A 26,404-nucleotide genomic window follows, 5' to 3' on the forward strand; every position below is an offset into this window, starting at 1 on the left:
AACTTTCTAAATATAAAATACTTTTCTTTATCTCAGTATGTTAAGATATTGTGTAATGTTGACTAGCTAAAGCTAATTACCCATTGCAAAACGACCTTAAGGTGGTTATTGCGGCGGGGCTCACCTCTTCCCATCCCGAACAGAGTAGTTAAGCCCGCCTGCGCAGATGGTACTGCAGTTATGTGGGAGAGTATGTCGTCGCCTTTCTTTTTAAAACCCTGTTTCTAACGAAACGGGGTTTTTTGTTTTACATTACTTTATGTTTTTTAACCGCAATACGCAAAGGTTTTTTTACTGTGTGTTTACTGTTGCCTTTATTAAGATCGCAAGCTTTTTGTGACGAACTTTACGTATCTCTTTGTGTTCCTTGCGGTTAAATTAGCAGTACCGTATCAAAGTTTCTTTTGAAAAAAGCTCTTCGAGTTTATCGTAGGCTGCGTTAGGGAGGGGAGCGGTATCTCTGGATTTAGAAAAACAAGGCTCTTTGTTAATTGGGAATATAGCGCACAGCCTGGCCCGGAGGGAACGCCCATATTCTCTAATTAACTTGCCTGACTTATTCTGATCTTAAATTTTATATATTTGTTCTGTTATTACTATTGTCCAAAACTTCAATAAATGCAAAAGATGAAAAATATTTTTCGTACAGAGGATTGTCATGAATTCGAAAACAGAATTAATCAGCTTACATCGGAATCAAAAGCACTTTGGGGTAAAATGAACGTGGCACAAATGCTGACCCACTGTAATGTTGCTTACGAAATGGCTTATGAAGATATTCATCCTAAACCGAACGCATTTGTTAGGACGATTTTAAAATTATTGGTAAAAAACTCGGTAGTAGGGGAAAAGCCATATCCTAAAAACAACCATACCGCACCTCAATTTATCATTAAGGAGGAACGTGATTTTGATATTGAAAGAGCTAGATTAATTGCTTATCTTAATAAAACGCATGAATTGGGTGAAAGTAATTTTGAAGGAAAGGAATCTCTTTCTTTCGGTAAATTAAGCGCGGTAGAATGGAATAATATGTTTGCTAAACATCTGGATCATCATTTAAATCAATTTGGTGTCTAATTTTTTTAATTTTAAATGATTGATTATGAAGAATATTATTTTAGTGTTTTCCCTATTATTAGGATTATCTTCGAACGCACAGAAACAAGAAGTTCAGAAAACGATAGTATACTTTTTTGAAGGATTTCATCAAAAAGACACGATTAAATTAAAGTCCGTTTGTGTTGATAATATGATTCTTCAATCAATAAGTGAAAGTGTAACTAAGGGTAATAAGTTATCTGATGAAACTGCAAAAGAATTTTACAAATCGATTGCTTCAATTCCGTCGACTATGAAATTTCAAGAAAAAATTTTAAGTTATACTATTCAAATTGATGGAACGATGGCGCATGTGTGGGCACCATATGAATTTTATCTAAATGATAAATTAAGTCATTCAGGTGTGAATACTTTTACCTTATTTAAAGAAAAAGATTCCTGGAAAATTATTTATCTGATTGATACCAGGAGAAAGTAATCTTTAATTTATGCTACATTAGTTGCATAATATAGACAGATATCCGCCAAGACACATTCTTCACATTTTGGTTTTGGTCTGCAGGTTTCCCTTCCTAAAAAGGAAATTGCCATTCCAATTTCGGACCAAATTGATTTTGGAAGCGCTTGCATGAGTTCTTTTTCGACTTTAGTTCCATCTTTACTTTCTTTTATTATTCCAATTCTAGGAGCTACTCTAATCACATGAAGATCAGCTATGATACCTTCTGATGGCTTGTGAGTTTCTCTTAAAATAACATTGGCTGATTTTCTGCCAATTCCTTTTAGATTCGTTAACTCCTTCATGTTTAAAGGAATATTTTTGTCTTCTTTAAGAGTTTTTGCAATTTCTAAAATCCATTGCGTTTTAGTTGGATAATTTCGAACTTTACTGATATAAGGTATTAAAGTTTCGGAATCTGTTTGGGATAAACTTTTCAGGGTGGGGAATTTTTCAAATAAAGATGGGGCAATTTTATTTATATTGGCATCTGAATCCTGAGCAGATAAAATGACCATTACCATCAATTGATATGTATTTTGATATTCAAGAGGATGTTTCTTTCCTTTATATTTTTCCAGAATGGGTTGTAGTTTCACTTCCCAATCTGATGTTTCTCCAAATAAATTCATTTTCTATTTCTTTAGATTTAAATAAAAAGTATATAACTGTCACAAAATTAGCTACTTTTAATGAAAGTGATGATTTTATTAATGACATTTTGATTCCCCAGAATTTTTCTATGTCCCAAACCGTCGGTTAAAAATAGTAATCCGTTTTCTAAATTTTCATGAATGTGAATTCCTGCTTTTACAGGAACTTCGGGATCATCATTATCATGCATTACTAAAACTGGAATTTGTACTTTCTGAGCTGCTTTATATGCTGAAAAATCATCCATTTTCACCCCGTATTTATCTTCAAAATGATTACGTAGCTGTATACTCATTTCAGGTTTTAAACCTAATTTTGAAGTAAATTCATCCAGAATATCCTGGACAATATCACCACTTCCTATTATAATTGCTTTGTCCACTTTTAGCCCATCTTTAATAGCATTCAAAACCGACATTCCTCCCAAAGAATGACCAATTGCAATTTCAAAAGGACCAAATTGTTTTTCAATTTCTAATATCGAGTGAATAAATTCAGACATTATAGTTGTTTTTCCTTGCGACTTCCCGTGTGCTGGTGCATCAAAACTAACTGTTGAATATCCAGTCTTTACCAATGCATCTGCTATTTTGAATAATTGCGTACCTCTGCCTGACCAACCATGGACCAATAAGATTTTACGATTACTTGTTCCATATTCGTAAGTGATTATATTTTTATCAATTGTCGGAACATTGATTGTCTTTTTCACACTTTTAGAATCCATTTCAAGCTCTCGTTTGGGAACTTTATGTTTTATTGGCGTTGTAAATAGTTTTGCAGCATAGTTTGTCGCTAATTTAGTAGATATAAAAGCAGATAATTTAGCAGATAAAATTATAAGCTGTGGAATTTTTAATGATTTAGTAGGATTAGTTTCCTTTTTTGCCATATTAATAAATTTTTTATAAGGGCTAAATGTTGCTTATTTTTTCCTAAATTTAGGAAACATAAATGTAGTACAATAAATAGATGTTTATAAATTTCTAAAATGGAAATATTTCATATCAGTGCAGAGTGTTATCCAATGGCAAAAGTTGGCGGTTTGGCCGATGTTGTTGGAGCATTGCCAAAATACCAGACAAATGCTGGTCATCAGGTTCGAGTTGTTGTTCCTTGTTATGATACAAAGTTTAAAAAGGAAAATGACTTTGAATGCGTTCATTGGGGAAATGTCAAGCTGGGGAATTTCGATTTTCCGTTTAGCGTTTTAAAAGAAACTACGAATAAATTAGGGTATGAACTATATCTGATCGAAATAAAAGAATTATTTGACAGACCAAATGTGTACGGATATGAAGATGATATCGAAAGATTTTTATCTTTTCAAATTGCAACTTTAGATTGGATTACCGCTCGTAAAACCGTTCCCAATGTGATTAATTGTCATGATCATCATACAGGAGTAATTCCGTTTTTGTTGAAATATGCTTATAAATATGAAAGTTTACGAAGTATAAAGACTGTTATCACTATTCATAATGGTTTATATCAAGGCTGGTTTGGGTTTGATAAGCTGCATTATTTACCAGTGTTTGATTTGAGTCATGTTGGATTTTTAGAGTGGAACCATTCTATTAATTCTTTAGCGGTTGGAGTAAAGTGTGCAAACGCCGTTACAACTGTTTCACCTAGTTATTTGAATGAAATAAATATTGCCGCAAATGGTTTAGAGGATTTGTTTAAATCGGTTAGGAGTAAATCAAAAGGAATTTTAAACGGTATTGATTTTGAGGTTTGGGACCCTTCAAAAGATAGAATGATTGCCGGAAATTATTCAATCGAAAATTTTGAATCCGGAAAGCAGGCAAATAAAGAAAAGCTGTGCGAGCAGTTTGAATTAGATCCAACAAAACCATTGTTTAGTTTTATAGGACGTTTATTTGAGGAGAAAGGCGGCGATTTATTACCTCAGGCATCGGCTTTGGCCTTATCTGAAAATTTTGAGAATATCAATATTTTGATTTTGGGATCGGGAAATGCTATAATTGAAAAACAGTTGGTGCAACTAGGAAATGATTATAAAGGAAATTACAATGTTTTTATAGGTTATAATGAAGAATTAGCTCATTTAATATACGCTGGTTCGGATTACATTTTAATGCCTTCCCGTGTTGAACCTTGTGGATTAAATCAAATGTATGCGTTGCGATATGGAACGGTTCCAATTGTGAGAAGAACTGGTGGCTTACGAGATACCGTGATTGATTTTGGAGATAATGGAAATGGAATTTGCCACGATCAGGCCTCGGTTGGAGATATTTGTTATTCTATAAATCGTGCGCTAAAATTATATGATGACAAAATAAATTTCAATGAAATTATAAAAAAGGGAATGACAACAGATCATTCCTGGGAAAGAGTTTGCCAAGAATATATTGAGATATACAACCTAATAATTGAGAAAAATGAAATTTAAAAAGAAAAATGTAGTTGCTATTATTTTAGGAGGAGGACAAGGATCACGTTTGTTTCCATTAACAGAAACAAGATCTAAACCAGCAGTGCCAATTGGTGGAAAATACCGATTAGTTGATATTCCTATTTCAAATTGTATTAATTCTGATATTTTTAAAATATTCGTTTTGACACAGTTTAATTCGGCATCATTAAACGCACATATCAAAAACACTTTCAATTTCAGTATTTTCAGTCAATCATTTGTTGATATTTTGGCAGCAGAGCAAACTCCGGATAATCCAACGTGGTTTCAGGGAACGGCGGATGCTGTTAGACAATGTATGTCACATTTTTTAAAACATGAATTTGATCACGCTTTAATATTATCGGGAGATCAATTGTATCAAATGGATTTTAACGAAATGTTAGAAGCGCATATTGCTGCAGATGCAGAAATCTCAATAGCTACTTTACCGGTAAATGCTAAAGATGCTCCCGAATTTGGAATTCTTAAAACGAATCACGAAAGCTGTATCGAAGCTTTTATTGAGAAACCTGACGCTTCTTTATTGCCTCAATGGGAATCTGATGTAAGTGAGCAAATGCAGGAAAAAGGAAAGAAATATTTGGCTTCAATGGGTATTTATATTTTTAACCGACAATTATTGGAAGATTTAATGGCCGATCCGCATACGAAAGATTTTGGAAAAGAAATCATTCCGCAGGCTGTTGGGAAACATAAAATTCTTAGTTATCAGTACGAAGGTTATTGGACAGATATTGGAAATATCGAATCGTTTTTCGAAGCTAATATTGGGCTAACAGCTGATATTCCGGAGTTTAATCTGTTTGATAATGACAATAAAATTTTTACCAGACCAAGATTACTTCCTCCATCTAAATTTAGAAATTCGATTATCAACCAATCTCTAATTTCTGAAGGATGTATTATCAATGCTAAAGAAATCAAAAGTTCTGTTATTGGAATTCGTTCCAGAATTGGAGCAGGAACTGTACTTGAAAATTGTTATGTAATGGGTAACGATTTTTATCAGGACTTAGATGAACTAAATCATGAAGCAAGTGTCAATAAGATTCACGTGGGAATAGGTGAAAACTGTTTTATACAAAATGCTCTTGTTGATAAAAATGTACGTATTGGAAACAATGTTCATATTAGCGGTGGCAAGCATTTAGATAATTTTACTAATGAATTATATAGTATAAAAGATGGTATCGTTGTTATTAAAAAAGGCGCCATTTTATCAGATAATTTCAGAATTGAATAAAAGACTTAAAATTAATTATTGCCTTAAAAAACAAATATGTCTAAAGTAATCACGTATTCTCTATTTACTGATTTTGATATTGATTTATTCAAAGCAGGGAAACACTTCAAATTATATGAAAAGTTAGGAGCGCATTTAGTTGAAGTTAATGGAGTAAAAGGTGTTTATTTTGCCGTATGGGCTCCAACGGCTCATTCCGTTTCTGTTGTTGGTGATTTTAATTATTGGACAGGAAATGAATATCAATTACAAGTGCGCTGGGATTCTTCTGGAATTTGGGAAGGCTTTATTCCTGAGATTACAAGAGGTGCTTTATATAAGTACAAAATTCAATCAAATATTAATGGAATTGTAACTGAAAAGGCAGATCCATTTGCTTTATTTTGTGAAAAACCACCCCATACTGCTTCTGTTGTGTGGGATTTAGATTATAAATGGAAAGATGAAAACTGGATGCAATCGCGCCAAAACCATAATGGTTTAGATAAACCTTATTCTGTTTATGAAGTGCATTTGGGTTCCTGGAAACGTGGTGAGCATAATAGATTTTTGACTTACTTAGAATTAGCTGATGATTTAGTGGATTATGTTAAAGAAACAGGATTCACACACGTAGAATTTATGCCAATAATGGAGTATCCTTATGATCCCTCTTGGGGATATCAGCTGACAGGATATTTTGCACCAACTTCTCGTTTTGGAAAACCGCAGGATTTTATGGTTTTGGTTGATAAACTTCATCAGGCAGGAATTGGAGTTATACTCGATTGGGTTCCATCTCATTTTCCAGATGATGCACATGGTCTTGGTTTCTTTGACGGCTCACATTTATACGAACATCCTGATCGCCGAAAAGGGTATCACCCAGATTGGAAAAGTTTGGTTTTTAATTATGGCCGAAATGAAGTTCGTGCATTCTTAATTAGTAACGCGGTTTTTTGGCTACACCATTATCATGCAGACGGATTAAGAGTTGATGCCGTTGCTTCAATGCTTTACCTTGATTATTCGAGAGAAGAAGGTGAGTGGGAACCGAATATTTATGGAGGAAGAGAGAATTTGGATACTATAAGTTTTCTTAAAGAATTCAATGAAGTAATCTATGCTAATTTCGATGGAGTTCAAACTATTGCTGAAGAAAGCACTTCTTTTCCAATGGTTTCGAGACCAACTTTTACAGGCGGTTTGGGTTTTGGAATGAAATGGATGATGGGATGGATGCACGATACTTTGAAATATTTTCAAAAAGAAACAGTTTATAGAAAATACCATCAAAATGATTTAACTTTTTCGATGACATATGCTTTTACGGAAAATTTTATGCTCCCGTTTTCGCATGACGAAGTTGTATATGGTAAAAAAGCTATCGCCAATAAAATGCCTGGAGATGAGTGGCAGAAATTTGCCAATTTAAGACTTCTATACGGTTATATGTTTACACATCCCGGAACCAAATTACTATTTATGGGATCTGAATTCGGTCAAAGCGATGAATGGAACTTTGAAAAAAGTTTAGATTGGCACTTACTTCAGTATGATTATCATTCAGGTGTGAAAAGAATAATTACGGATTTGAATCAACTCTACAAGTCTCAACCTGCATTGTATGAAAAGCAATTTACAGGCGAAGGTTTTGAATGGATTAATTACTCTGATCATCAAAATGCCGTTTTATCTTACATCCGAAAAGGAAATAATACAAGAGAAAATTTAGTCATTGTGGGGAATTTTACACCAGTTATTCGTGAAAAGTATAGAATTGGGATTTCACAGAAAGGTAAATTAATTGAGATTTTCAATACAGATGCTACTATTTATGGAGGAAGTGGCATTGGAAATTCAGGCAATTTAAAAATTGAATCTTCACCTTATGATGGCAGGGATTATTCTGTAGAATTAACGTTGCCTCCCTTGAGTGTGACCGTTTATTCGTTTGCATAAAATTTCTGTATTAATTTTTTGAATATCATTTTGTCATTTTTCGATTCTAATATTACCGAATTGTTGATTTTTTGAGATGTAATTTGTTACTCAGACAGAAAAAACGTTTTCGTGAATAAACCTCATATTCATAGGGCTTTATGTAGTTTTTTTGTATGTTTGAAATAGCGATATAGTTAGAATAATTAATTCATTAGCGATATGATTACAAATACATCATTAGAATATAAAGGCGATTTATATCCATCAAAAATTGTCTCGTACGAACATGAAGGCGATTCTATTTTTTTTCATACAGATAATAAAGTAATCTTAAAAGTCACTATTCTTAGAGACAGTTTAATTCGATTTCGTTTTACCACAAAAGGTTATTTCAGTAATGACTTTTCGTATGCAATTGATAAAACTCAGCTTCATGGTTATAATTTTCTAGAACTTACAGAAGAAGAAACTTATTTTTTGATAAGAACCAGTAAAGTAAAGTGCAAAATACAAAAAGCAGATCTTCGTTTATCCATCTATGATTTAAGTGATCTTTTAATTCTGGAAGATGAACTTGGTTTTCATTGGGAGGAAAGCTATGAGTATGGCGGGAATATTGTAAAAATGAGTAAATCTTCTAAAGATGGAGAATGTTTTTACGGTCTTGGTGATAAAGCCACTCAAATGAATTTAAAAGGTAAAAGACTTGAAAATTTTGCTACAGATCAATATGCTTTTCAAAAAGAACAAGATCCATTATATAAAGTAGTTCCTTTTTATATTGGTCTACATAATAAACAATCGTACGGAATATTTTTTGACAATACCTTTAGAACCTTTTTTGACTTCTGTCAGGAAAGAAGAAATGTTGCCAGCTTTTGGGCTGAAGGTGGAGAAATGAATTATTATTTCATTTACGGCCCACAAATGCAGGATGTTGTCACTACTTATACTGATCTAACCGGTAAACCAGAATTACCGCCTTTATGGGTTTTGGGATATCATCAATGTAAATGGAGTTATTATCCGGAAAGTAAAGTAAAAGAAATCACTTCGAAATTTAGAGAACTTAAAATTCCATGTGATGCTATTTATTTGGATATCGATTATATGGAAGGCTTTCGATGTTTTATCTGGAATAAAGAATATTTTCCAGATCCAAAACAAATGGTAGCCGAATTAGCCGAAGATGGTTTTAAAACGGTTGTTATTATCGATCCCGGAATTAAAATTGATAAAGATTACTGGGTTTATAAGGAAGCTTTAGAAAAAGATTACTTCTGTAAAAGGGCCGACGGACCGTATATGAAAGGAAAAGTCTGGCCAGGAGAGTGTAATTTTCCAGATTACACAAATCCCGTAGTCAGAGAATGGTGGGCTGGATTATTTAAAGAATTAATTTCAGATATTGGCGTAAAAGGAGTTTGGAATGATATGAACGAACCGGCCGTAATGGAGGTTCCGAATAAGACTTTCCCAATGGATGTTCGTCACGTTTATGATGGAAATCCTTGTAGTCATAGAAAAGCGCATAATATTTATGGTACGCAGATGGCCAGAGCCACTTATCATGGTGTAAAGCGCTTTGCCTATCCTAAACGACCTTTTGTAATTACACGATCTGCTTATTCGGGTGCACAGCGTTATACATCCTCATGGACAGGTGATAATGTCGCCACCTGGGAACATTTATGGATTGCTAATATTCAGGTTCAGAGAATGTGTATTTCAGGAATGGGTTTCACAGGTTCGGATATTGGAGGTTTTGCAGAACAGCCAACAGGAGAATTATATGCACGTTGGATTCAGTTAGGAGTTTTCCACCCTTTCTGCAGAACACATTCTTCAGGCGATCATGGAAATCAGGAACCTTGGGCTTTTGATGAAGAAGTCATTGATATTACAAGAAAATTTGTGAGCCTCCGTTATCAATTACTGCCTTATTTATATACCATGTTTTGGCAATATATTGAAGAAGGTATTCCTATGTTAAAGCCTTTGGTTTATTATGATCAGGAAGATATTCAAACGCATTATCGTAATGACGAATTTATCTTCGGAAATCAAATTTTAGTTTGTCCGATTCTAGAACCTAATGCTGTAGGTAGACGTATGTATATTCCACGAGGAGAGTGGTATAACTATTGGTCCAATGAATTCTCAATTGGAGGAAGAGAAGTTTGGGTTGACACTAAATTTGATGAAATTCCGGTGTTTGTAAAAGCGGGAGCGATTATTCCAAAATACCCCGTTCAGCAGTATGTTGGTGAACTTGAATTTGATGAATTGACACTTGATTTATACTTTAAAATTGGTAAGGAGCAATCTTTTGTATATGAAGATGCACAAGATGGTTATGATTATAAAAAAGGGCGCTACAGCTATTTATCATTTCGAACAATAGGAAAAGAAAAAGAACTGATTATTCAATTGCATAAAGAAGGTAAATACGACACACCTTACAGCAAATATAGAATCAATTTAATTGGATTGCCGTTCACAGTTACGGAAATCGAAATCGATAATGAAAAGGTTGAATTTGATACAGTTATTTTTGAATCAACTCATGTCTTACTTGTTGATAAAGGCTTCAATGAACTACATATAATTGGCGAATGATAAAATTATGATATGTTTTAATTTAATTATGTAAAAATTTCAGAATATAATATTTGTATTTTTACTTAGTATTTTAAAATTAAGAATAATGAAAAAGTATTTACCCTTAGGGATTTTCGCAGCACTATTAGTTTGCGCATGTGCCACAAATCCAATTACAGGAAAACAAAATTTAAATTTTGTTTCGAATAGTGAATTGTTTCCGACTTCGTTTCAGCAGTATAACGCTTTTATAGCTGAAAATAAAGTTATAACAGGTACGGCTGACGCTAAGAGAGTTGACCTTCTTGGTAGTAAAATAAAAGCAGCAGCCGAAAGATATTTAACCTATTTAGGTCAGACTCAATATTTGAAAGATTATCGTTGGGAGTATAAACTTGTTGATAATAAAGAGGTTAATGCGTGGTGTTTGCCTGGAGGTAAAATTGTCGTTTATTCCGGAATTTTACCCGTTACACAAAATGAATCGGGATTAGCAACGGTTATCGGACATGAAGTTTCTCACGCATTGGCCAATCATGGAGCACAAAGAATGTCTGCTGCACAATTACAACAAATCGGAGGTGTAGCTTTAGATGCTGCAACAAGCAATAAGTCTGAATCTACCAGATCAATATTTTCCCAAGCTTACGGAATTGGTTCTGAAGTAGGAGTAATGCTTCCTTTTAGCAGAAGTAACGAAAGTGAAGCGGATAAAATTGGTTTAACATTGATGGCAATTGCCGGTTACAATCCTGATGATGCCATTGCTTTTTGGAGTAGAATGTCTGCTAAATCAGGCGCTGGAGGAACTCCTGAATTTATGAGCACTCACCCGTCTGACGCAACAAGAATTGCTAATTTAAAATCACTTATTCCACAGGCAAAAGAAATCGCCCTTAAAGTTGGAACTATCAGATAATATATTACTTTAATAAATTACTAAAGCTATTCTTTCAGAGTAGCTTTTTTTATACCTTTTATTTTTTTAAAGTTGTTGATTTATTAATACAGGATTTGAAGAAAATTCATTTGATTATGATAAAAAATAGATAAATTCGTAGCGCATTAACAAAACCATTTCTATGAAAAACCTACAAAAAGGAGATAAAAAATTATTAAATGCCTGGGCATTTTATGATTGGGCCAATTCAGTTTATACACTAACTATTGCTTCTGCAGTATTTCCAATATTTTATGAAGCTTTATTTTCTAAGGATAACCATTACATTGCTGTTTTTGGGATGCATCTAAAAAATTCTGCCTTAATCAGTTTTACAACTGCTTTTGCCTTTTTGGTAGTTTCGTTTATTTCGCCATTATTATCTGGTATTGCCGATTATGTTGGGAATAAAAAGGTATTCATGAAATTTTTCTGTTATTTAGGAGCTCTGTCTTGTATGGGATTATATTGGTTTGATCTTGATACTATTTATATCGGATTGGCCTTTTATTTCTTAGGATTGATTGGATATTGGGGAAGTTTAGTTTTCTATAATTCTTATCTGCCAGATATTGCTTTTGAAGAGCAACAAGATAAAATTAGTGCCAAAGGATATTCGTTAGGATATATCGGAAGTGTGATTTTGTTGATTATTAACTTAGCCATGATCATGAAGCCAAAGTTTTTTGGAATTACAGGAACAGATGGTGAAGCTGCAATGAAGGCTATGCGTTATTCCTTTATAATGGTAGGAGTCTGGTGGGTATTGTTCAGTCAATATACATACTATTATTTACCAAAAGGGAGTAAAGAGAATGGTCAGAAATTGACTAATGATGTGATCTTTAATGGTTTCAAAGAATTGAAAAAAGTTTGGGCTTTACTACAGGAAAATATTCCCTTAAAAAGATATTTAGGAGGTTTTTTTGTCTCTAGTATGGCTGTACAAACTGTGATGCTTGTGGCAACTTACTTTGGAGCTCAGGAGATTCAATGGTCATCAAAAGAAGAAGGTACAATTGGTTTGATCATTTGTATTTTAATTATACAATTAGTGGCAGTAGTTGGTGCCGTTTTGACTTCAAGAGCTTCTGCTAAATTTGGTAATATTCCAAGTTTGATTGTCATTAACATTATTTGGGCTGTATTTTGTGCTCTTGCCTTTTTCATAACATTACCAATACATTTTTATGTAATGGCAACTGTAGCGGGATTTGTTATGGGAGGAATTCAGGCTCTCTCACGATCTACGTATTCAAAATTATTACCAGAAACGGAAGACACCGCTTCTTTTTTCAGTTTTTATGATGTTGCAGAGAAAATCGGAATTGTAATAGGAATGTGTGTTTACGGAATAATAGATCAAATAACCGGAAGTCCGCGTGCAGCGATTGTAATTTTAGGAGTTTTCTTTGTTACGGCCATTTTTCTTTTAAGAAGAGTACATAAAAAAGAGATTGTTAGTTAGTAAGATATCTTTAGGATAATCTATATAATTTATTTTATGTTAAGCCGGGCATTGATTTTTGAAATCATTTGTCTGGCATTTTCATTTTTAGGATTTAAATCTAGTGACTTTTGATAATTTTGTTTTGCCAAGTCTAATTTTCCAATGGCTTCGTAAATTTCTCCCAAACTGTCATAAGTATTTGCTGATTTTGGATACTCAGAACAATTCAGAGTGAAAATCTGAACAGAAAGATCTAATTGTTTTTTATTGTAAAAATGATAGCCTAAATTATTCAGGTCTTCTTCAAAATTGTAATCTATATGCTTTAACTTCAATTTTTTAAATTGTATTACAGCTGTTTCAAAGTTATTTTCGGAAAAAATTTCGATTAATTCTGTTTGTGGTGTCCTAATCTGATTTAAGCTTAGTTCGAGTTTTTTAGAAGTATAATTTGGTCGGGAAATAGTTATTCCCTCAAGTTCATTTTTTTTGTTCAAGTTAAATTGAATAAGATTGGGATAATTGTCAACCTTGAAAGTGTTATTTCCAAAGTAATACATTTTACTTTTTTCAGAACTTGTAATGTCTTTTAAATATGATGAAATAAGATATAAAGTGCCATTTTCTTCAAAAATTTTACTAGGACCTAATCTATCATAACCGTAGAGAATTTCAGTATAATATCCGATAATTTTTTGTTTTAAAATTGGCGGAATTTGTTGTGTATATTTTTCATCAATTGCCTTATTCCAACCTAGTTTATTGATTATTTGATTCTCGACGTAACTCATTACAGGCAATCGGTTTGGTTTGTCACCATTTGCCAAAATTGCGATTCCGTTTCCTTTTTTCATTGAAGCCAATAAATCGCCACCAGTTCCTGTATTAGAGCCGTCGTGCGAAAACCATTCCAGATTTCCCAGTCCAATACTTCTTTGCCAGCCATAACTCCAGCCTCGTGGACCATTCATCGTAACAATATCAGTTACCTTTTTAGCAACTGCATTTGAAATTACTTTGTTGTCCTTTCCTAATAATGCTTTTTGCATTTCGATGGCAATCAAAGCCAGATCGGTAGGAGTAGACCATAAACCAGATGGTGCAACCTGTGGCGTAATTGGAATTCCGGTTTTAATAATTTCACTTTTGCTGTTATGTACTTTTGCAATATTGGTCAAAAATCCTTTTTCATTAGGTTGGATCATTGTAGAATTTTGCAATTGTAAAGGATCAAGCAAATTTTCTTTTACAATTTGTGCCAATGGCTTTTTAAAATGATCCTCGAGTGCACATTGAATAATGACATAACCGCCGCCGCTGTATTCCCAATTTGTTCCGGGTTTAAAGAGAAATTCAATTGGCTTTTTAGTGCGGGGAAGTAATTTTCCTTGTAAACTTTGTACAATTGTAGGGATGGAATCTCCTTCATAATAATCTTCAAAACCGCCTTGGCTTGTACCAGCTGTATGTGACAAAAGTTGGTTCCACGTCACATTAATATCTTTTGTAAAATTGCTTTTAGGAAGTTTCCATCTTTTAAGATAATTTTCTATTGGATCCTCTAAATTAATCAAACCTTTTTCTTCTAAAATAGCGCAAACAATTGCAGTTATTGGTTTTGAAATTGATGCAGTAGAATACACGGTATTTTTATCAATTTTTTCTTCAGAATCGGCTGCTTTTATTCCCCATTGATTTGTCCATATTATTTTGTAATTTTCAAATACAGCAACGCTCAATCCTTTTAAATTATATTGAGACATCATTTCTTTAGTGTTGGTTTTCAAGCTATTTAAAGCTAGTAATTTCTCCGAACTATTTGTTTCTTGAGCAAACGAAAAGGCACAAGAAAAAGCCAGAAGGAAAATTAGATTTATCCGTCTCATGTTTTCAATTTTAAAAAGTTGATTTTATAAATAAGGCTTATTTACTTTATTATAAAGCGGGCAGACTTAAAATCTTTCAATAAATTGTTTACTGCCGATTCCAGATAGGTTCCAGAATTTTTATCACTTTGATTCATAAGAATAACAAAACCAAAATTAGATTCGGGGAATATTTTTAATATATTTTGAGTACCATTTGAGCCGCCATCTTTTGTGTAGTTTACATTTCCCCCAGTATCGGTCTGAATTTCCCAAAAATAGCCCATGTCAGGATTTGAGGCAATTTTTTGATGCGACTCTAAAACTATTTTGTTATTTCGATCTAATTCAAATTTGATAAATTTTGTGAGATCACTAATGGTAGATTTAAGCATTTTTGATGCACCCCAAAGATTACTTGATAAGGGAGTCATTAGTAATCCACTTTCATTATAACCATTTGCAACTATATCATTTTTGTTCCGTTTGATTTTTGTTGAATTCATTTTCAGTTTATCAAAAATTACCTGCTGCAATTGGTCTTCGTAATCCTTTTTATAAACATTTTCTAATATATGAGCACATAATTCAGGACCCAAAGCTCCGTATTTAAAGGCCGTTCCAGGCAATGTGTCAACTTTTACTTTTCTTAGCGCATTAAAAAAATCACTTTTAGTATACGTTTTATCAAGTCTGTTTTTATGAACTAAAAAGCTATCCGGGCTATATTTTCGACGAATTTCTTTAGTGTCAGGAAAAGGAGTTAGAATACCGCTACGATGTGTCAGCAAGTCTTTAATTCGTATTGGATTTCCATTGTATTCTAAATTAGAAAAAGGTTCTTTTAGGTATTTTCTAATATCGTCATCAAGTTTGATTTTTCCTTCCAAGACGGCATTAGCTACCAAAGTTCCGGTAAACACTTTTGTGACAGAAGCGATTTCAAATAAAGTATTATCATTCGCTTTATTACCTTTTCCTTTGTCAATTTCGCCATAATGCCTGGTATGGGATTCTCCATTACTAATAATGGCTATAGAAACAGAATAAGCTTTCGAATCCTTTAGCAAGAGATTCGCATTTCTATCCATTATCGACAAAATTTCATTTTCCGATAATGTATTTTGCTTTTGCTGGCTAAAGATTGAAATAGTAAAGCTCAATAATAGAAGAAGGGTAAGTCTGTTCATTTTTTGATTTTGATGAGATGATTTTTTTTTGAAATTCTTTTATTATTGAGCTTCTATCTAAATTTATGCTTTTGAAATATTTCCGGAACCGGAAACTTTTACATCTCGTTTTTCAGGATTTCCTGTGTATTTAATATCGCCTGATCCTGAAACTCTCGCTGTTAAACTTTCGCTACAGTTTACTTTACTGTCCCCTGATCCGGAAACATTTACATCAACTCTTTTTGATTTTAGTTCGGCAGCATCTATATCGCCAGAACCAGAAAGTTTGGTTGTAAAACTATCAGCCGAACCTTTCAAATGTACATTTCCGGAACCACTTAAATTTAGTTCTAAAGTATTGGAATCAACGGCTAGGTTAAAGTTTCCTGAACCAGAAAGTCTTGCTAAGAATTTATCGTTTTTGATCGCGTCTTTTGATTGAATATCACCAGAGCCAGATAAACTTAGTTCAGAAATTTTCTCAAACGGTACTGTTACCTGAACCTTTTTGCCCATACTAGAACGGATATTAGTATTTTTCTTTACCTGAATTTTAAGTGTGTTATCTTCTACTTCAACCACAATAACATTCAATATGTTTTCTTCACCTTTTATTGTAATTTTGCCTTCTTTTCCTGCAACTAAATCAACATCAAAAGAACCAGAAACTTTAATAGCATCGTAGTCAGATGTATTTCTTGTTTGGGTTACTACTTTACCATTTCCATCAACTCTGTTGCTTGAAGATTGGGCATTTGTCATAAAGCTTGCTAAAAATGCACTGCAAACTAATAATTGAACTGTTTTTTTCATTTTTTTGGTTTTTTAAGTTTATAGTTTTTTAATTAGTGATACGTTTCCGTAATTAGAATTTATTGATATTCTATTTTGACCTTTTTTCTTATTGAATCCACTGATTCTTTTGCTTGTATTTTTGGTTTCAGTAACAGATATATCTAAAGAGTTGTCACTTTTTATGTTTCCGTATCTGGTATTAATATCAAAATCAAAAGCATAATTTGTGTCGTATCCTAATGAAACATCTGTATATCCTGAGGTGATATTCACATTATTAGCTTTACTTGTAATTGTAGAAATATTTATTTTGCTATAATTTGCATCAACATTAACACTGTTTGAAATTTCAGCAATGGATATAGTAAGGTAGTTTCCAGATCCTGAAAAAGAGTTTAATTTCTGAAATTTTAAAGTTCCATAGTTACAGTCATACTTTATGTTTTGACCATCAGCAACAATTAAATCAGTATAATTCGTATCAAGGTTTAAATTTCCTGAATCATTTATTTTTAATCCAGAATAACGTGCTTCAACAGTTCCGTTTTTGATATAATCAATTGTAGAATTTTGACAATATTCTATGACGAATCTATTATTGGTATTGTTCAGTTTTCCTACTGTAACTTTGCCATATTTACAAGTAATATCCGAAGCACCTTCTAAGCTAAGAATTGAAATATTTCCGTATTTGTTCATCAGCTTTACAGTTCCGTTTTTCGGAATTTTTATCACATAATTTATCTCAAAACTATTGTTGCTTCCTTTGCTTTTTAGTGAAGAATTTCCAAGTTTTGTAATAGCCGTGACCATAGACTTTAATGCTGTAATATCGACATCAATACTATTTAGCCTTTCATTTACCCAATTTTCATTAGGACCGGTAACTTTTATGGTAATATCAAAATCGATTTTATCTTCATCCCAGGTTGAGACTGAGATACTTCCATATTTATTGTCAATATCAATCCCTGCATTTGAATTGACGATATAAGTTTTTTTAATGCTTTTTTGCTTTGAAATAAAAGTGTCATCATTTGAGAATCCCAAGAAAGGAATTAAAATGAATAGAATAAGTATTTTATAATGTTTTTTCATCTGTGGTGTTTTTTAGGTTTTCGTTTTCTTCAATTCTTTTTAATACAGTCTGCAAAAATGATATCCTGGTTTGCAGATTGCTTATCATGGCGTAAATTATTTGTTTGTTTTCGCCATTCTTTTGTAATTCATTAATGATTTTTTGATAATCTGCATCAAAAACTTTCATTTGTTTTAATGCGTCATTTATAATTTGTTCGTTTTCCGGAGAACTCTTTTCTTTTAGTTTTACAAGTTCATTTTCGATTAAAATGCTAAAAATTGAATCTGTTCGTTGTGTTTCTTTAGAAGCAAATTTGAATTCTTTTGGCTTTTCATTCTTGTAGAACAATGATACTCCCAACATTAATACGATCGATGCGGCAATAGCGGTTACGAACCAATAATTTTTTCTTACTGGCTGTTTTTTATTATTTAACTTATTCAAAAAATCTGCCTGATGATCAGGATTTAGTTCCTGCACATCCCATTGATTTTCAAATTTTTCAAATAATTGATCTAAACTGTCATTTTCCTTTTTCATATATCCAAATTTTTATTTTTTAGAGGTGATATAGGGTATTGCCTTTTTATTTGTTTTTTGTTGCCACAAAATTGTTTTTAAGTGGCGATTTCATAATTCCTCTAATTTTTTTCGTAAACTTTCTTTTGCTCTGCTCAATGTTGTTCGGCAATTGGCATAACTAATATTCAAAATTTCGCATATCTCTTCCTGATCGTAACCTTCAATATAAAAGAGCGTCAATACCATTCGATAATTATCTTTTAGGCCTAAAATGGTATCTAAAACCTGTTTTACTTTAAGTGAATTCAAATCAATATGCTCAGAAAAAAAACTGTCATTTTCTTCGATTTTATAAAGTGTCTTGCTTAGATCTTCGACCTGAAAAGCATTATTCTTTTTGTAAAAATCAATACTGTAGTTGATAATAATTTTTTTAAGCCAGGCACCAAAAGCTACTTCTTGCTTGTAATCGTTTATTTTTGTAAAAGCTTTCAAGAAACCTTCCTGCATGACGTCTTGTGCAAAATGTTCGTCTGTCACAATCCTGTAAGCTACGTTGTACATGGCTTTACTGTAACGATTGTAAATTTCGAATTGTGCTTTTTGATTGTTGGTTTTACAAAGCGCGATTAATTCTTCGATATTTTGATTGGTTATACTCAAGTAATGGTTGCTAGTTTTTTATAAGGACTTAGTTTTTTTTGATATGTTACACTTTTCATAAAATTAATTTTATTTTTTTTGAAATAGTTAGATTTTTCACTTAAAATTGAATTTCAAAACTGACTCTTTTGCATTTGGCATAATGATTGTCTATTTTTACCGCCTATGTTGTAGATGAAACACTTATTATAGTTTTATTAAAAACGAGCGTATTTGAAACTAAATTTACAACCGGGATTCAACTTTTAATGACAAAACGACTTATATACTATTATGTCAAATCATAAAATACTTACTATTGACAATCTGTCACTTCAAGAATTCGATTCAGAAGCAGAATTAATTCCATTATTAACTCCAGAAGACGAAGAGGAAATGAACAACGAAGAGCTTCCGCTTTCGTTACCTATTTTACCTTTACGTAACACTGTTTTATTCCCAGGAGTGGTTATTCCAATTTCTGCCGGACGAGATAAATCTATTAAACTAATAAATGATGCCAATGCCGGCGGAAAAATCATTGGTGTAGTTTCTCAAATAAATGAAGAAGATGAAGATCCGTCTAAAGATGATATTCATAAAATTGGGACTGTTGCCAGAATTCTTCGCGTTCTTAAAATGCCTGACGGAAATGTGACGGTTATTTTACAAGGAAAAAAACGTTTTGAAATTGATGAAGTAGTTTCAGAAGAACCTTATATTACTGCCACTATTAAAGAAGTAGAAGAGAAGCGTCCTGAAGAGAACGATAGCGAGTTTACTGCAATCTTAGATTCTGTAAAAGAATTAGCCATTCAGATTATTAAAGAGAGCCCAAATATTCCTTCAGAAGCTACTTTTGCGATTAAAAACATTGAAAGCCAGTCGTTTTTGATCAATTTTGTTTCTTCTAATATGAATTTATCTGTAAAAGAAAAACAAGGCTTATTATCAATAAATGGATTAAAAGAGCGTGCTTTAGAAACCTTACGTTACATGAATGTTGAACTTCAAAAATTAGAATTGAAGAATGACATTCAGTCAAAAGTTCGTTTTGATTTAGATCAGCAACAGCGTGAATATTTCTTGCACCAACAAATGAAAACCATTCAGGAAGAACTGGGTGGCGTTTCGCAGGAAGAAGAAATGGACGAAATGGGGCAGAAAGCGAAAACCAAAAAATGGGACGAAAAAACGCAGAAACATTTCGAAAAAGAATTATCTAAAATGCGCAGAATGAATCCGCAATCACCAGATTTTGGAATTCAGCGTAACTATTTAGAGTTGTTTTTAGAATTGCCTTGGGGTGAATATTCTAAAGACAAATTTGATTTAAAGCATGCACAAAAAATATTAGATAAAGATCATTTTGGACTTGAGGAAGTTAAGAAAAGAATGATTGAACATTTGGCTGTATTGAAGCTTCGTAACGATATGAAATCGCCAATTATTTGTTTAACAGGACCTCCGGGAGTTGGTAAAACATCTATTGGGCGTTCAGTTGCAGAAGCTCTTGGTCGTGAATACGTACGTATCTCTTTAGGTGGATTACGTGACGAAGCAGAAATTCGCGGACACAGAAAAACTTATATTGGTGCAATGCCAGGCCGAATTATTCAAAGTTTAAAGAAAGCCGGAACTTCAAATCCTGTTTTTATTTTGGATGAAATTGATAAATTGTCAAGCGGAAATAGCGGTGATCCATCTTCAGCTTTATTAGAAGTTTTAGATCCGGAGCAAAACAATGCTTTTTATGATAACTTCCTTGAAATGGGATATGACTTATCTAAGGTGATGTTTATCGCTACGTCAAACAATATGGCAGCAATTCAGCCAGCGTTGCGTGACAGAATGGAAGTAATCAAAATGTCAGGTTATACTATTGAAGAAAAAGTAGAGATTGCCAAAAGACACCTTTTTCCAAAGCAATTAGAAGCACACGGATTAACTTCTAAAGATTTAACGATTGGTAAAAAACAATTAGAGAAAATTGTTGAAGGTTATACTCGTGAATCTGGTGTTCGTAATCTAGAAACTAAAATCGCTCAGGTAATCCGAAATGCAGCGAAAGCTGTTGCGATGGAAGAGGAATACAATAAAAAAGTTACAGATGAAGATATTTTAACTGTTTTAGGTGTACCGAGATTAGAGCGCGATAAATATGAGAATAATGATGTTGCCGGAGTGGTTACTGGTTTAGCCTGGACAAGTGTTGGGGGAGATATTTTATTTATTGAATCATTAATTTCTGAAGGAAAAGGGGCGTTGAGTATTACAGGGAATTTAGGAACTGTAATGAAAGAATCAGCTACTATTGCTCTGGAATATATTAAAGCCAATGCCAAAAAGTTAGGTTTAAATACAGAGTTATTCCAAAAATATAATATTCACTTACACGTTCCTGAAGGAGCAACACCAAAAGACGGACCAAGTGCTGGTATTGCAATGCTGACATCATTAGTTTCTTTATTGACTCAGAAAAAAGTAAAGAAAAATCTTGCAATGACAGGTGAAATCACACTTCGTGGAAAAGTTTTACCTGTTGGAGGAATTAAAGAGAAAATCCTTGCTGCCAAAAGAGCTGGGATTAAAGAAATCATTTTATGTCACGAAAACAAAAGCGATATTGATGAAATTAAAGCTGAATATCTAGAGGGACTTACATTTCATTACGTAAAAGAGATGAGCGAAGTTTTAGCTTTAGCGTTGACGGATCAAAATGTAAAGAATGCCAAAACATTGAAATAAATTTCAATTTAAAATTCTAAATATTCCTAATTCCAAATTTCAAACTGTAAGTCAAACAGCTTGGAATTTGGAATTTTTTTATTGTATTTTTTTAGGAGTCAGGATTTTTTTTAGATTTTGATTCAATTGGAATTGGGTTTTAATTTTGGAATTTTCAATTAGAATTTGGATTTTTTTTTATTGGAATTTATTTAAGGTTTAATTTTATTTTTGCTGTTATATAATTTTATATTTGTATTTGCGTTATTCCCATATAGGAATCGCCCCAAAAGCATGTTAAAACGATTTGTTTTACTTTTTTTTATCTTGGTTTGTTCGATTTCCTACGGGCAAATTGGAGGGCGTTACACCTATCAGTTTCTTAATCTAACCTCGTCACCAAGGCAGGCAGCGTTAGGAGGAGAGAACATAACAATTTATGATGAAGACGTGAATCAGGCGATGGCAAACCCTGCAGCTTTAAATGGAGATATGGACAATCATTTAGCAATGAATTATGGGAATTATTATGGAGAAGCTTCTTATGGAACTGCTTCATACGCTTATACCTATGATCAACACGTTCAAACTTTTTATGCAGGTGTAAGTTATGTTAATTATGGAACCTTTGAAGGTTATGACGAAAATGGTCAGGCTACTTCGGATTTTTCAGGAAGCGAAGGCGCACTTTCTCTGGGTTATGCTTATAATATTCCCTTTACAGATGTTCATATTGGTGCCAATGCAAAGTTAATAACTTCGACTTTAGAAAGTTATAATTCTGTTGGAGGTGCAATTGATGTGGGAATTATGTATCAAATTCAAAAAAATAATGTAAATTTGGCTCTAGTATTTCGTAATATTGGAACTCAGTTTACTACATATTCAGGAATACAGGAGAATTTACCATTTGAAATCATTGCCGGAGTATCGCAAGAATTAGAACATGTTCCGCTTCGTTGGCATTTTTCCTTAGAAAATTTGCAACAATGGAATATCTCTTTTTCGAATCCTGTTAGAGGAGAAACCAATATTGACGGTACAACAAGTGAGGAAAAAGTTTCCTTTGTAAATAATGCTTTGCGACATGCTGTGCTTGGCATTGAACTTTTTCCAGGAAGAGCAGTCAATTTGCGATTAGGTTACAATTTTAGAAGGGCAGAAGAATTGAGAATAGATGAACAACGTAATTTCTCAGGGATTTCTTTAGGGTTTGGTTTGAAAATGAATCGTTTAAAATTTAATTATTCATATTCACGATATACATTGGCAGCAAATACGAGTCTTTTTGGGTTAATTTTAAATTTTCAATAGGTAATTTTATGAAGCTATTTTATCTAATTCTATTTTTTACAGCAGGTCTTTTTAATACCTCAAATCTTAATTTTAAAGATGAATCCCTTAGCGAAGTTGAAATTGAAAGAATCAACTATCACGTAAATACAGTAAGAGAAATGGTTTATGCCGGTCCTCAGTATAATACTAAAATTGCTTTTTTAGTAGACATGAGAATAAAATCGGGAAAAAACAGATTCTTTGTTTATGATTTGGTAAATAACAAAATTTTAGATCAGGGACTTGTAGCTCACGGGTCAGGCTCTGAAACCGGAATTAGAGGAGAGCTTAAATTCAGCAATACACCAAATTCAAATTGCACCTCATTAGGCAGATATTCAATCGAAAAATGTTACAAAGGAATATTCGGAAAAGCCTACCGCTTAAATGGTTTAGATCAATCAAATAATAATGCTTTAAAAAGAGCGATAGTGCTACATCATTATTCTGCAGTACCACTTGATGAGCAGGATTATTACATTTCGAACAGTCATGGCTGCCCGATGGTTAACCAGGAATTCTTTAAAAGAATCGAAAAATTAATTGATAGCTCTAAATCGAAAATTATTTTGGATATCTATTATTGAAAAGACACTTCCATTTAGTTTTAATATTTATAATTTAATAACAAGTATCATATGAAGAAGATCTTAATCGTTTTTCTTATGATACTTTTTGTTTTTATAGGGTATAAAATTATTTATAAAAACAATAAACATTCTTCATCTGCTACCGGAACAATTGAGCTTAAACATATAAATGAGGTTAAAAGGCTGGTAGAAGGCAATTCTAAATATAATAAAAGAATTGCATTTTTTATTGATATGAAAATACCGTCTGGCAAGAATCGTTTCTTTGTTTATGATTTAAAGACAAATAAAATTATAGATAAAGGTCTGGTGGCCCACGGTTCTGGCTCTGAAACTAACGTTAAAGGAAAATTGAAGTTCAGTAATATTCCAAATTCTCTCAGCACTTCATTGGGTAAATATTATATTGGAAATCCTTATTACGGAAAGTTTGGCAAAGCTTATAAATTATACGGATTAGATAAAACCAATAATAATGCTTTTTATCGTGATATTGTTTTTCATTACTATTTTGATGTTCCATATCAGGAGCAAAAAGGATATATTTGCAACAGTTTTGGTTGTCCCATGGTCAATAAAAAATATTTTGAGAGAACGGCTAAAATAATTGATGGTTCTCAATCGAATATTGTCATGAGTATTTATTACTAGGAAAGAACTGAAATAGTTAGAATTAAATTTAAAATAATAAAAATTGAAAAAAATAACGATTGCAATCGACGGGTTCTCGTCAACAGGAAAAAGCACTTTAGCAAAACAGTTAGCAAAAGAACTGGAATATGTTTATGTAGATACCGGTGCAATGTATCGTGCAGTTGCTTTGTTTGCAATGCAGCATAACTTCATTGGAGCTGATTCTTTTGATAAAAAAGCACTTGTAGAAGCGTTGCCAAAAATTCAATTGGAATTTAAATTTAATGCCGATTTAGGTTTTGCTGAAATGTACCTGAATGGTGAAAACGTAGAGAAACAAATCAGAACAATTGAAGTTTCTAATTATGTAAGCAAAGTGGCTGAAGTTTCTGAAGTGCGTTCTAAATTAGTAGAGCAGCAGCAGGAAATGGGAAAAAACAAAGCGATCGTTATGGATGGCAGAGATATAGGAACTGTTGTTTTTCGGGATGCAGAGTTGAAAATATTTATGACCGCAAGTGCCGAGACTCGTGCCCAAAGACGTTTTGATGAACTACAACAAAAAGGTGATGATGTGTCTTATGAAGATGTTTTAAAAAATGTCATGGAAAGAGATTACATAGATACACACCGCGAAGATTCTCCACTAATCATTGCCGATGATGCTATTGAAATTGATAATTCTTATTTAACCAGAGAAGAACAATTTGCAGCTGTTTTAGAATTGATAAATGACGTTGTTAAAACGGCTTAGTTTTTTGCAGATATCATTTTTAATGGTAGTTTTACCGCTTCATTTTATTTAAAAGACAATTTCATCATATGGGAATTAAAAACAGATTGATCGTAATGAGTTTTCTTCAATTTTTTGTTTGGGGAGCGTGGCTTATTACTATTGGAAATTATTGGTTTGGAACTAAAAATTGGGAAGGAACCCAATTTGGTCTTGTTTTCGGAACCATGGGAATTGCTTCTTTATTCATGCCAACCTTAACAGGAATTATTGCGGATCGTTGGGTAAATGCAGAAAAACTTTACGGTGGTTTACACATACTTTATGCTTTAGTGCTATTTGGAATTGCACAAGTTACTACTCCTGATACCTTTATATATGTAATGTTTGCTGCAATGTGTTGCTATATGCCGACGATTGCATTGAGTAACTCTATTTCGTATACTTCTCTAAAACTTAATAATAAAAATATTGTAAAAGATTTTCCGCCCATTCGTGTTTGGGGAACAATAGGTTTTATTGTTGCCATGTGGATTACAAATTTAAGTGGAAGTAAAGCGACAGAATATCAATTTTATATTGCAGGGGTTGGAGCTTTAATTCTTGGAATTTATGCTTTTACATTGCCAAAATGCGAGCCACAACGTTTAACTAAAGAAAACGCTTCTTGGATTGAAACTTTTGGTTTAGAGGCTTTTAAATTATTTGGGAATTACAAAATGGCTTTATTTTTTGTTTTCTCTATGTTTTTAGGTGGTGCATTGCAATTGACAAACGCTTACGGAGATGTTTTCTTAGATGAGTTCAAACATTTTCCGAAATATGCAGATTCATTCGTAATTGAATATTCGACAATCATTATGTCGATCTCTCAGGTTTCTGAAACTTTATTTATTTTGGCAATTCCGTTTTTCTTAAGACGTTTCGGAATCAAACAGGTAATGTTGATTTCTATGTTGGCTTGGGTGTTACGTTTCGGATTGTTTGCTTTTGGAGATCCAGTAGACGGGTTGTGGATGATTATTTTGTCTTGTATCGTTTACGGAATGGCATTTGACTTCTTTAATATTTCAGGTTCGTTATTTGTAGAAAGCAATACTGATTCAAAAATACGTTCGTCTGCACAGGGATTGTTTATGATGATGACCAATGGAGTAGGAGCAGTTTTAGGAAGTTTGACTTCGGGTTGGGCAATTGATAGATTTTTCACAAAATCTTTTAGTAATACAATCGAGTTGTCTGGATTTTTGCAAACCGAAACTACAAATCCTAAAATGTTAGAATTTGTAAAAAGTCAGGGAAATTCAGTTTCTCCGGAAGGAATTTTTAGCAATCCAATTTTAATGAAAGACTGGCATACGATCTGGTTGTCATTTGCGGCTTATGCTTTGGTTATTGCAATTGCTTTTGCTATTTTATTTAAACATAAACATGATCCAAAGGAATTGGAGAATTTGAGTCATTAAAAATATTTTTTTCAAAGCTTATCGT

22 protein-coding genes and 1 rRNA gene are annotated in these 26,404 nt (G+C 32.8%); 15 read left to right on the top strand and 8 right to left on the bottom strand.

Features of this window, described 5'->3' with window-relative positions; genetic code table 11:
* Positions 1-97 precede the first annotated feature (97 nt).
* The 3 genes from rrf to Q7C23_RS05040 all read left to right on the top strand — a co-directional run bounded on the left by rrf (position 98) and on the right by Q7C23_RS05040 (position 1,540).
* Positions 98-207 (top strand): 5S ribosomal RNA (gene rrf, locus Q7C23_RS05030).
* A gap of 420 nt (positions 208-627) precedes the next feature.
* Positions 628-1,080: a DUF1569 domain-containing protein gene (locus Q7C23_RS05035; protein ID WP_375031803.1), complete on the top strand. Its 453-nt coding sequence runs from the start codon at positions 628-630 to the stop codon at positions 1,078-1,080.
* A gap of 25 nt (positions 1,081-1,105) precedes the next feature.
* Complete coding sequence (locus Q7C23_RS05040) at positions 1,106-1,540, top strand: nuclear transport factor 2 family protein (RefSeq protein WP_375031477.1); 435 nt, start codon at positions 1,106-1,108, stop codon at positions 1,538-1,540.
* Between the two features lie 8 nt (positions 1,541-1,548).
* Here the strand turns inward: Q7C23_RS05040 and nth are convergent, their stop codons facing one another.
* Both nth and Q7C23_RS05050 read right to left on the bottom strand, forming a co-directional pair.
* Positions 1,549-2,193 (bottom strand): endonuclease III domain-containing protein, encoded by a 645-nt coding sequence (nth, locus tag Q7C23_RS05045; RefSeq protein WP_375031478.1) that lies wholly within the window; start codon positions 2,191-2,193, stop codon positions 1,549-1,551.
* A 47-nt stretch (positions 2,194-2,240) separates the two neighbouring features.
* Complete coding sequence (locus Q7C23_RS05050; protein ID WP_375031479.1) at positions 2,241-3,107, bottom strand: alpha/beta hydrolase; 867 nt, start codon at positions 3,105-3,107, stop codon at positions 2,241-2,243.
* 99 nt (positions 3,108-3,206) lie between these two features.
* Between Q7C23_RS05050 and Q7C23_RS05055 the strand changes: the two genes are divergently transcribed.
* The 6 genes from Q7C23_RS05055 (at position 3,207) to Q7C23_RS05080 (ending at position 12,836) form a co-directional block, all read left to right on the top strand.
* Entirely contained in the window at positions 3,207-4,634 is a 1,428-nt protein-coding gene (locus Q7C23_RS05055; RefSeq protein ID WP_375031480.1) for a glycogen synthase, read from the top strand.
* Complete coding sequence (locus tag Q7C23_RS05060) at positions 4,624-5,904, top strand: glucose-1-phosphate adenylyltransferase (RefSeq protein WP_375031481.1); 1,281 nt, start codon at positions 4,624-4,626, stop codon at positions 5,902-5,904. Before Q7C23_RS05055 ends, Q7C23_RS05060 begins: the two co-directional genes overlap by 11 nt.
* Positions 5,905-5,940: 36 nt before the next feature.
* Positions 5,941-7,845 (top strand): 1,4-alpha-glucan branching protein GlgB, encoded by a 1,905-nt coding sequence (gene glgB / locus Q7C23_RS05065; RefSeq protein WP_375031482.1) that lies wholly within the window; start codon positions 5,941-5,943, stop codon positions 7,843-7,845.
* A 201-nt stretch (positions 7,846-8,046) separates the two neighbouring features.
* Positions 8,047-10,446 carry a glycoside hydrolase family 31 protein gene (locus tag Q7C23_RS05070; protein ID WP_375031483.1) on the top strand — a complete coding sequence of 800 codons (2,400 nt, stop codon included), beginning with the start codon at positions 8,047-8,049 and terminating at the stop codon, positions 10,444-10,446.
* Between the two features lie 88 nt (positions 10,447-10,534).
* Positions 10,535-11,347, top strand: a complete 813-nt coding sequence (locus Q7C23_RS05075; RefSeq protein ID WP_375031484.1) for a M48 family metallopeptidase — start codon at positions 10,535-10,537, stop codon at positions 11,345-11,347.
* 163 nt (positions 11,348-11,510) lie between these two features.
* On the top strand, positions 11,511-12,836 hold the full coding sequence (locus Q7C23_RS05080; protein ID WP_375031485.1) for an MFS transporter: 1,326 nt from the start codon (positions 11,511-11,513) through the stop codon (positions 12,834-12,836).
* A 29-nt stretch (positions 12,837-12,865) separates the two neighbouring features.
* On the opposite strand, the gene Q7C23_RS05085 is transcribed toward Q7C23_RS05080, so the two are convergent.
* The 6 genes from Q7C23_RS05085 to Q7C23_RS05110 all read right to left on the bottom strand — a co-directional run bounded on the left by Q7C23_RS05085 (position 12,866) and on the right by Q7C23_RS05110 (position 18,916).
* The gene (locus Q7C23_RS05085; RefSeq protein ID WP_375031486.1) at positions 12,866-14,704 is read right to left on the bottom strand and encodes a serine hydrolase; all 1,839 of its coding nucleotides are present in this window, start codon (positions 14,702-14,704) and stop codon (positions 12,866-12,868) included.
* Between the two features lie 41 nt (positions 14,705-14,745).
* Entirely contained in the window at positions 14,746-15,873 is a 1,128-nt protein-coding gene (locus Q7C23_RS05090) for a serine hydrolase domain-containing protein (protein ID WP_375031487.1), read from the bottom strand.
* 63 nt (positions 15,874-15,936) lie between these two features.
* On the bottom strand, positions 15,937-16,668 hold the full coding sequence (locus tag Q7C23_RS05095; protein WP_375031488.1) for a head GIN domain-containing protein: 732 nt from the start codon (positions 16,666-16,668) through the stop codon (positions 15,937-15,939).
* Positions 16,669-16,686: 18 nt separating this feature from the next.
* Positions 16,687-17,748 carry a hypothetical protein gene (locus tag Q7C23_RS05100; protein ID WP_375031489.1) on the bottom strand — a complete coding sequence of 354 codons (1,062 nt, stop codon included), beginning with the start codon at positions 17,746-17,748 and terminating at the stop codon, positions 16,687-16,689.
* Entirely contained in the window at positions 17,732-18,271 is a 540-nt protein-coding gene (locus Q7C23_RS05105) for an anti-sigma factor (protein ID WP_375031490.1), read from the bottom strand. The genes Q7C23_RS05100 and Q7C23_RS05105 overlap by 17 nt, the downstream gene beginning before the upstream one ends.
* A gap of 90 nt (positions 18,272-18,361) precedes the next feature.
* Positions 18,362-18,916: an RNA polymerase sigma factor gene (locus tag Q7C23_RS05110; protein ID WP_375031491.1), complete on the bottom strand. Its 555-nt coding sequence runs from the start codon at positions 18,914-18,916 to the stop codon at positions 18,362-18,364.
* 273 nt (positions 18,917-19,189) lie between these two features.
* On the opposite strand from Q7C23_RS05110, the gene lon reads away from it, so the two are divergent.
* The 6 genes from lon to Q7C23_RS05140 all read left to right on the top strand — a co-directional run bounded on the left by lon (position 19,190) and on the right by Q7C23_RS05140 (position 26,379).
* The gene (gene lon / locus Q7C23_RS05115) at positions 19,190-21,643 is read left to right on the top strand and encodes an endopeptidase La (protein ID WP_375031492.1); all 2,454 of its coding nucleotides are present in this window, start codon (positions 19,190-19,192) and stop codon (positions 21,641-21,643) included.
* Between the two features lie 273 nt (positions 21,644-21,916).
* Positions 21,917-22,936, top strand: a complete 1,020-nt coding sequence (porQ, locus tag Q7C23_RS05120) for a type IX secretion system protein PorQ (RefSeq protein WP_375031493.1) — start codon at positions 21,917-21,919, stop codon at positions 22,934-22,936.
* Between the two features lie 8 nt (positions 22,937-22,944).
* Entirely contained in the window at positions 22,945-23,544 is a 600-nt protein-coding gene (locus Q7C23_RS05125) for a murein L,D-transpeptidase catalytic domain-containing protein (protein WP_375031494.1), read from the top strand.
* A 51-nt stretch (positions 23,545-23,595) separates the two neighbouring features.
* A complete protein-coding gene (locus tag Q7C23_RS05130; RefSeq protein WP_375031495.1) occupies positions 23,596-24,198 on the top strand; it encodes a murein L,D-transpeptidase catalytic domain-containing protein in 603 nt (200 codons plus the stop codon).
* Positions 24,199-24,241: 43 nt separating this feature from the next.
* A complete protein-coding gene (cmk, locus tag Q7C23_RS05135; protein WP_375031496.1) occupies positions 24,242-24,934 on the top strand; it encodes a (d)CMP kinase in 693 nt (230 codons plus the stop codon).
* Positions 24,935-25,002: 68 nt separating this feature from the next.
* On the top strand, positions 25,003-26,379 hold the full coding sequence (locus tag Q7C23_RS05140; RefSeq protein ID WP_375031497.1) for a nucleoside permease: 1,377 nt from the start codon (positions 25,003-25,005) through the stop codon (positions 26,377-26,379).
* The last annotated feature ends 25 nt before the right edge of the window (positions 26,380-26,404 follow it).

It is taken from the genome of Flavobacterium sp. LAR06, assembly GCF_041946075.1.
GTDB lineage: Bacteria > Bacteroidota > Bacteroidia > Flavobacteriales > Flavobacteriaceae > Flavobacterium.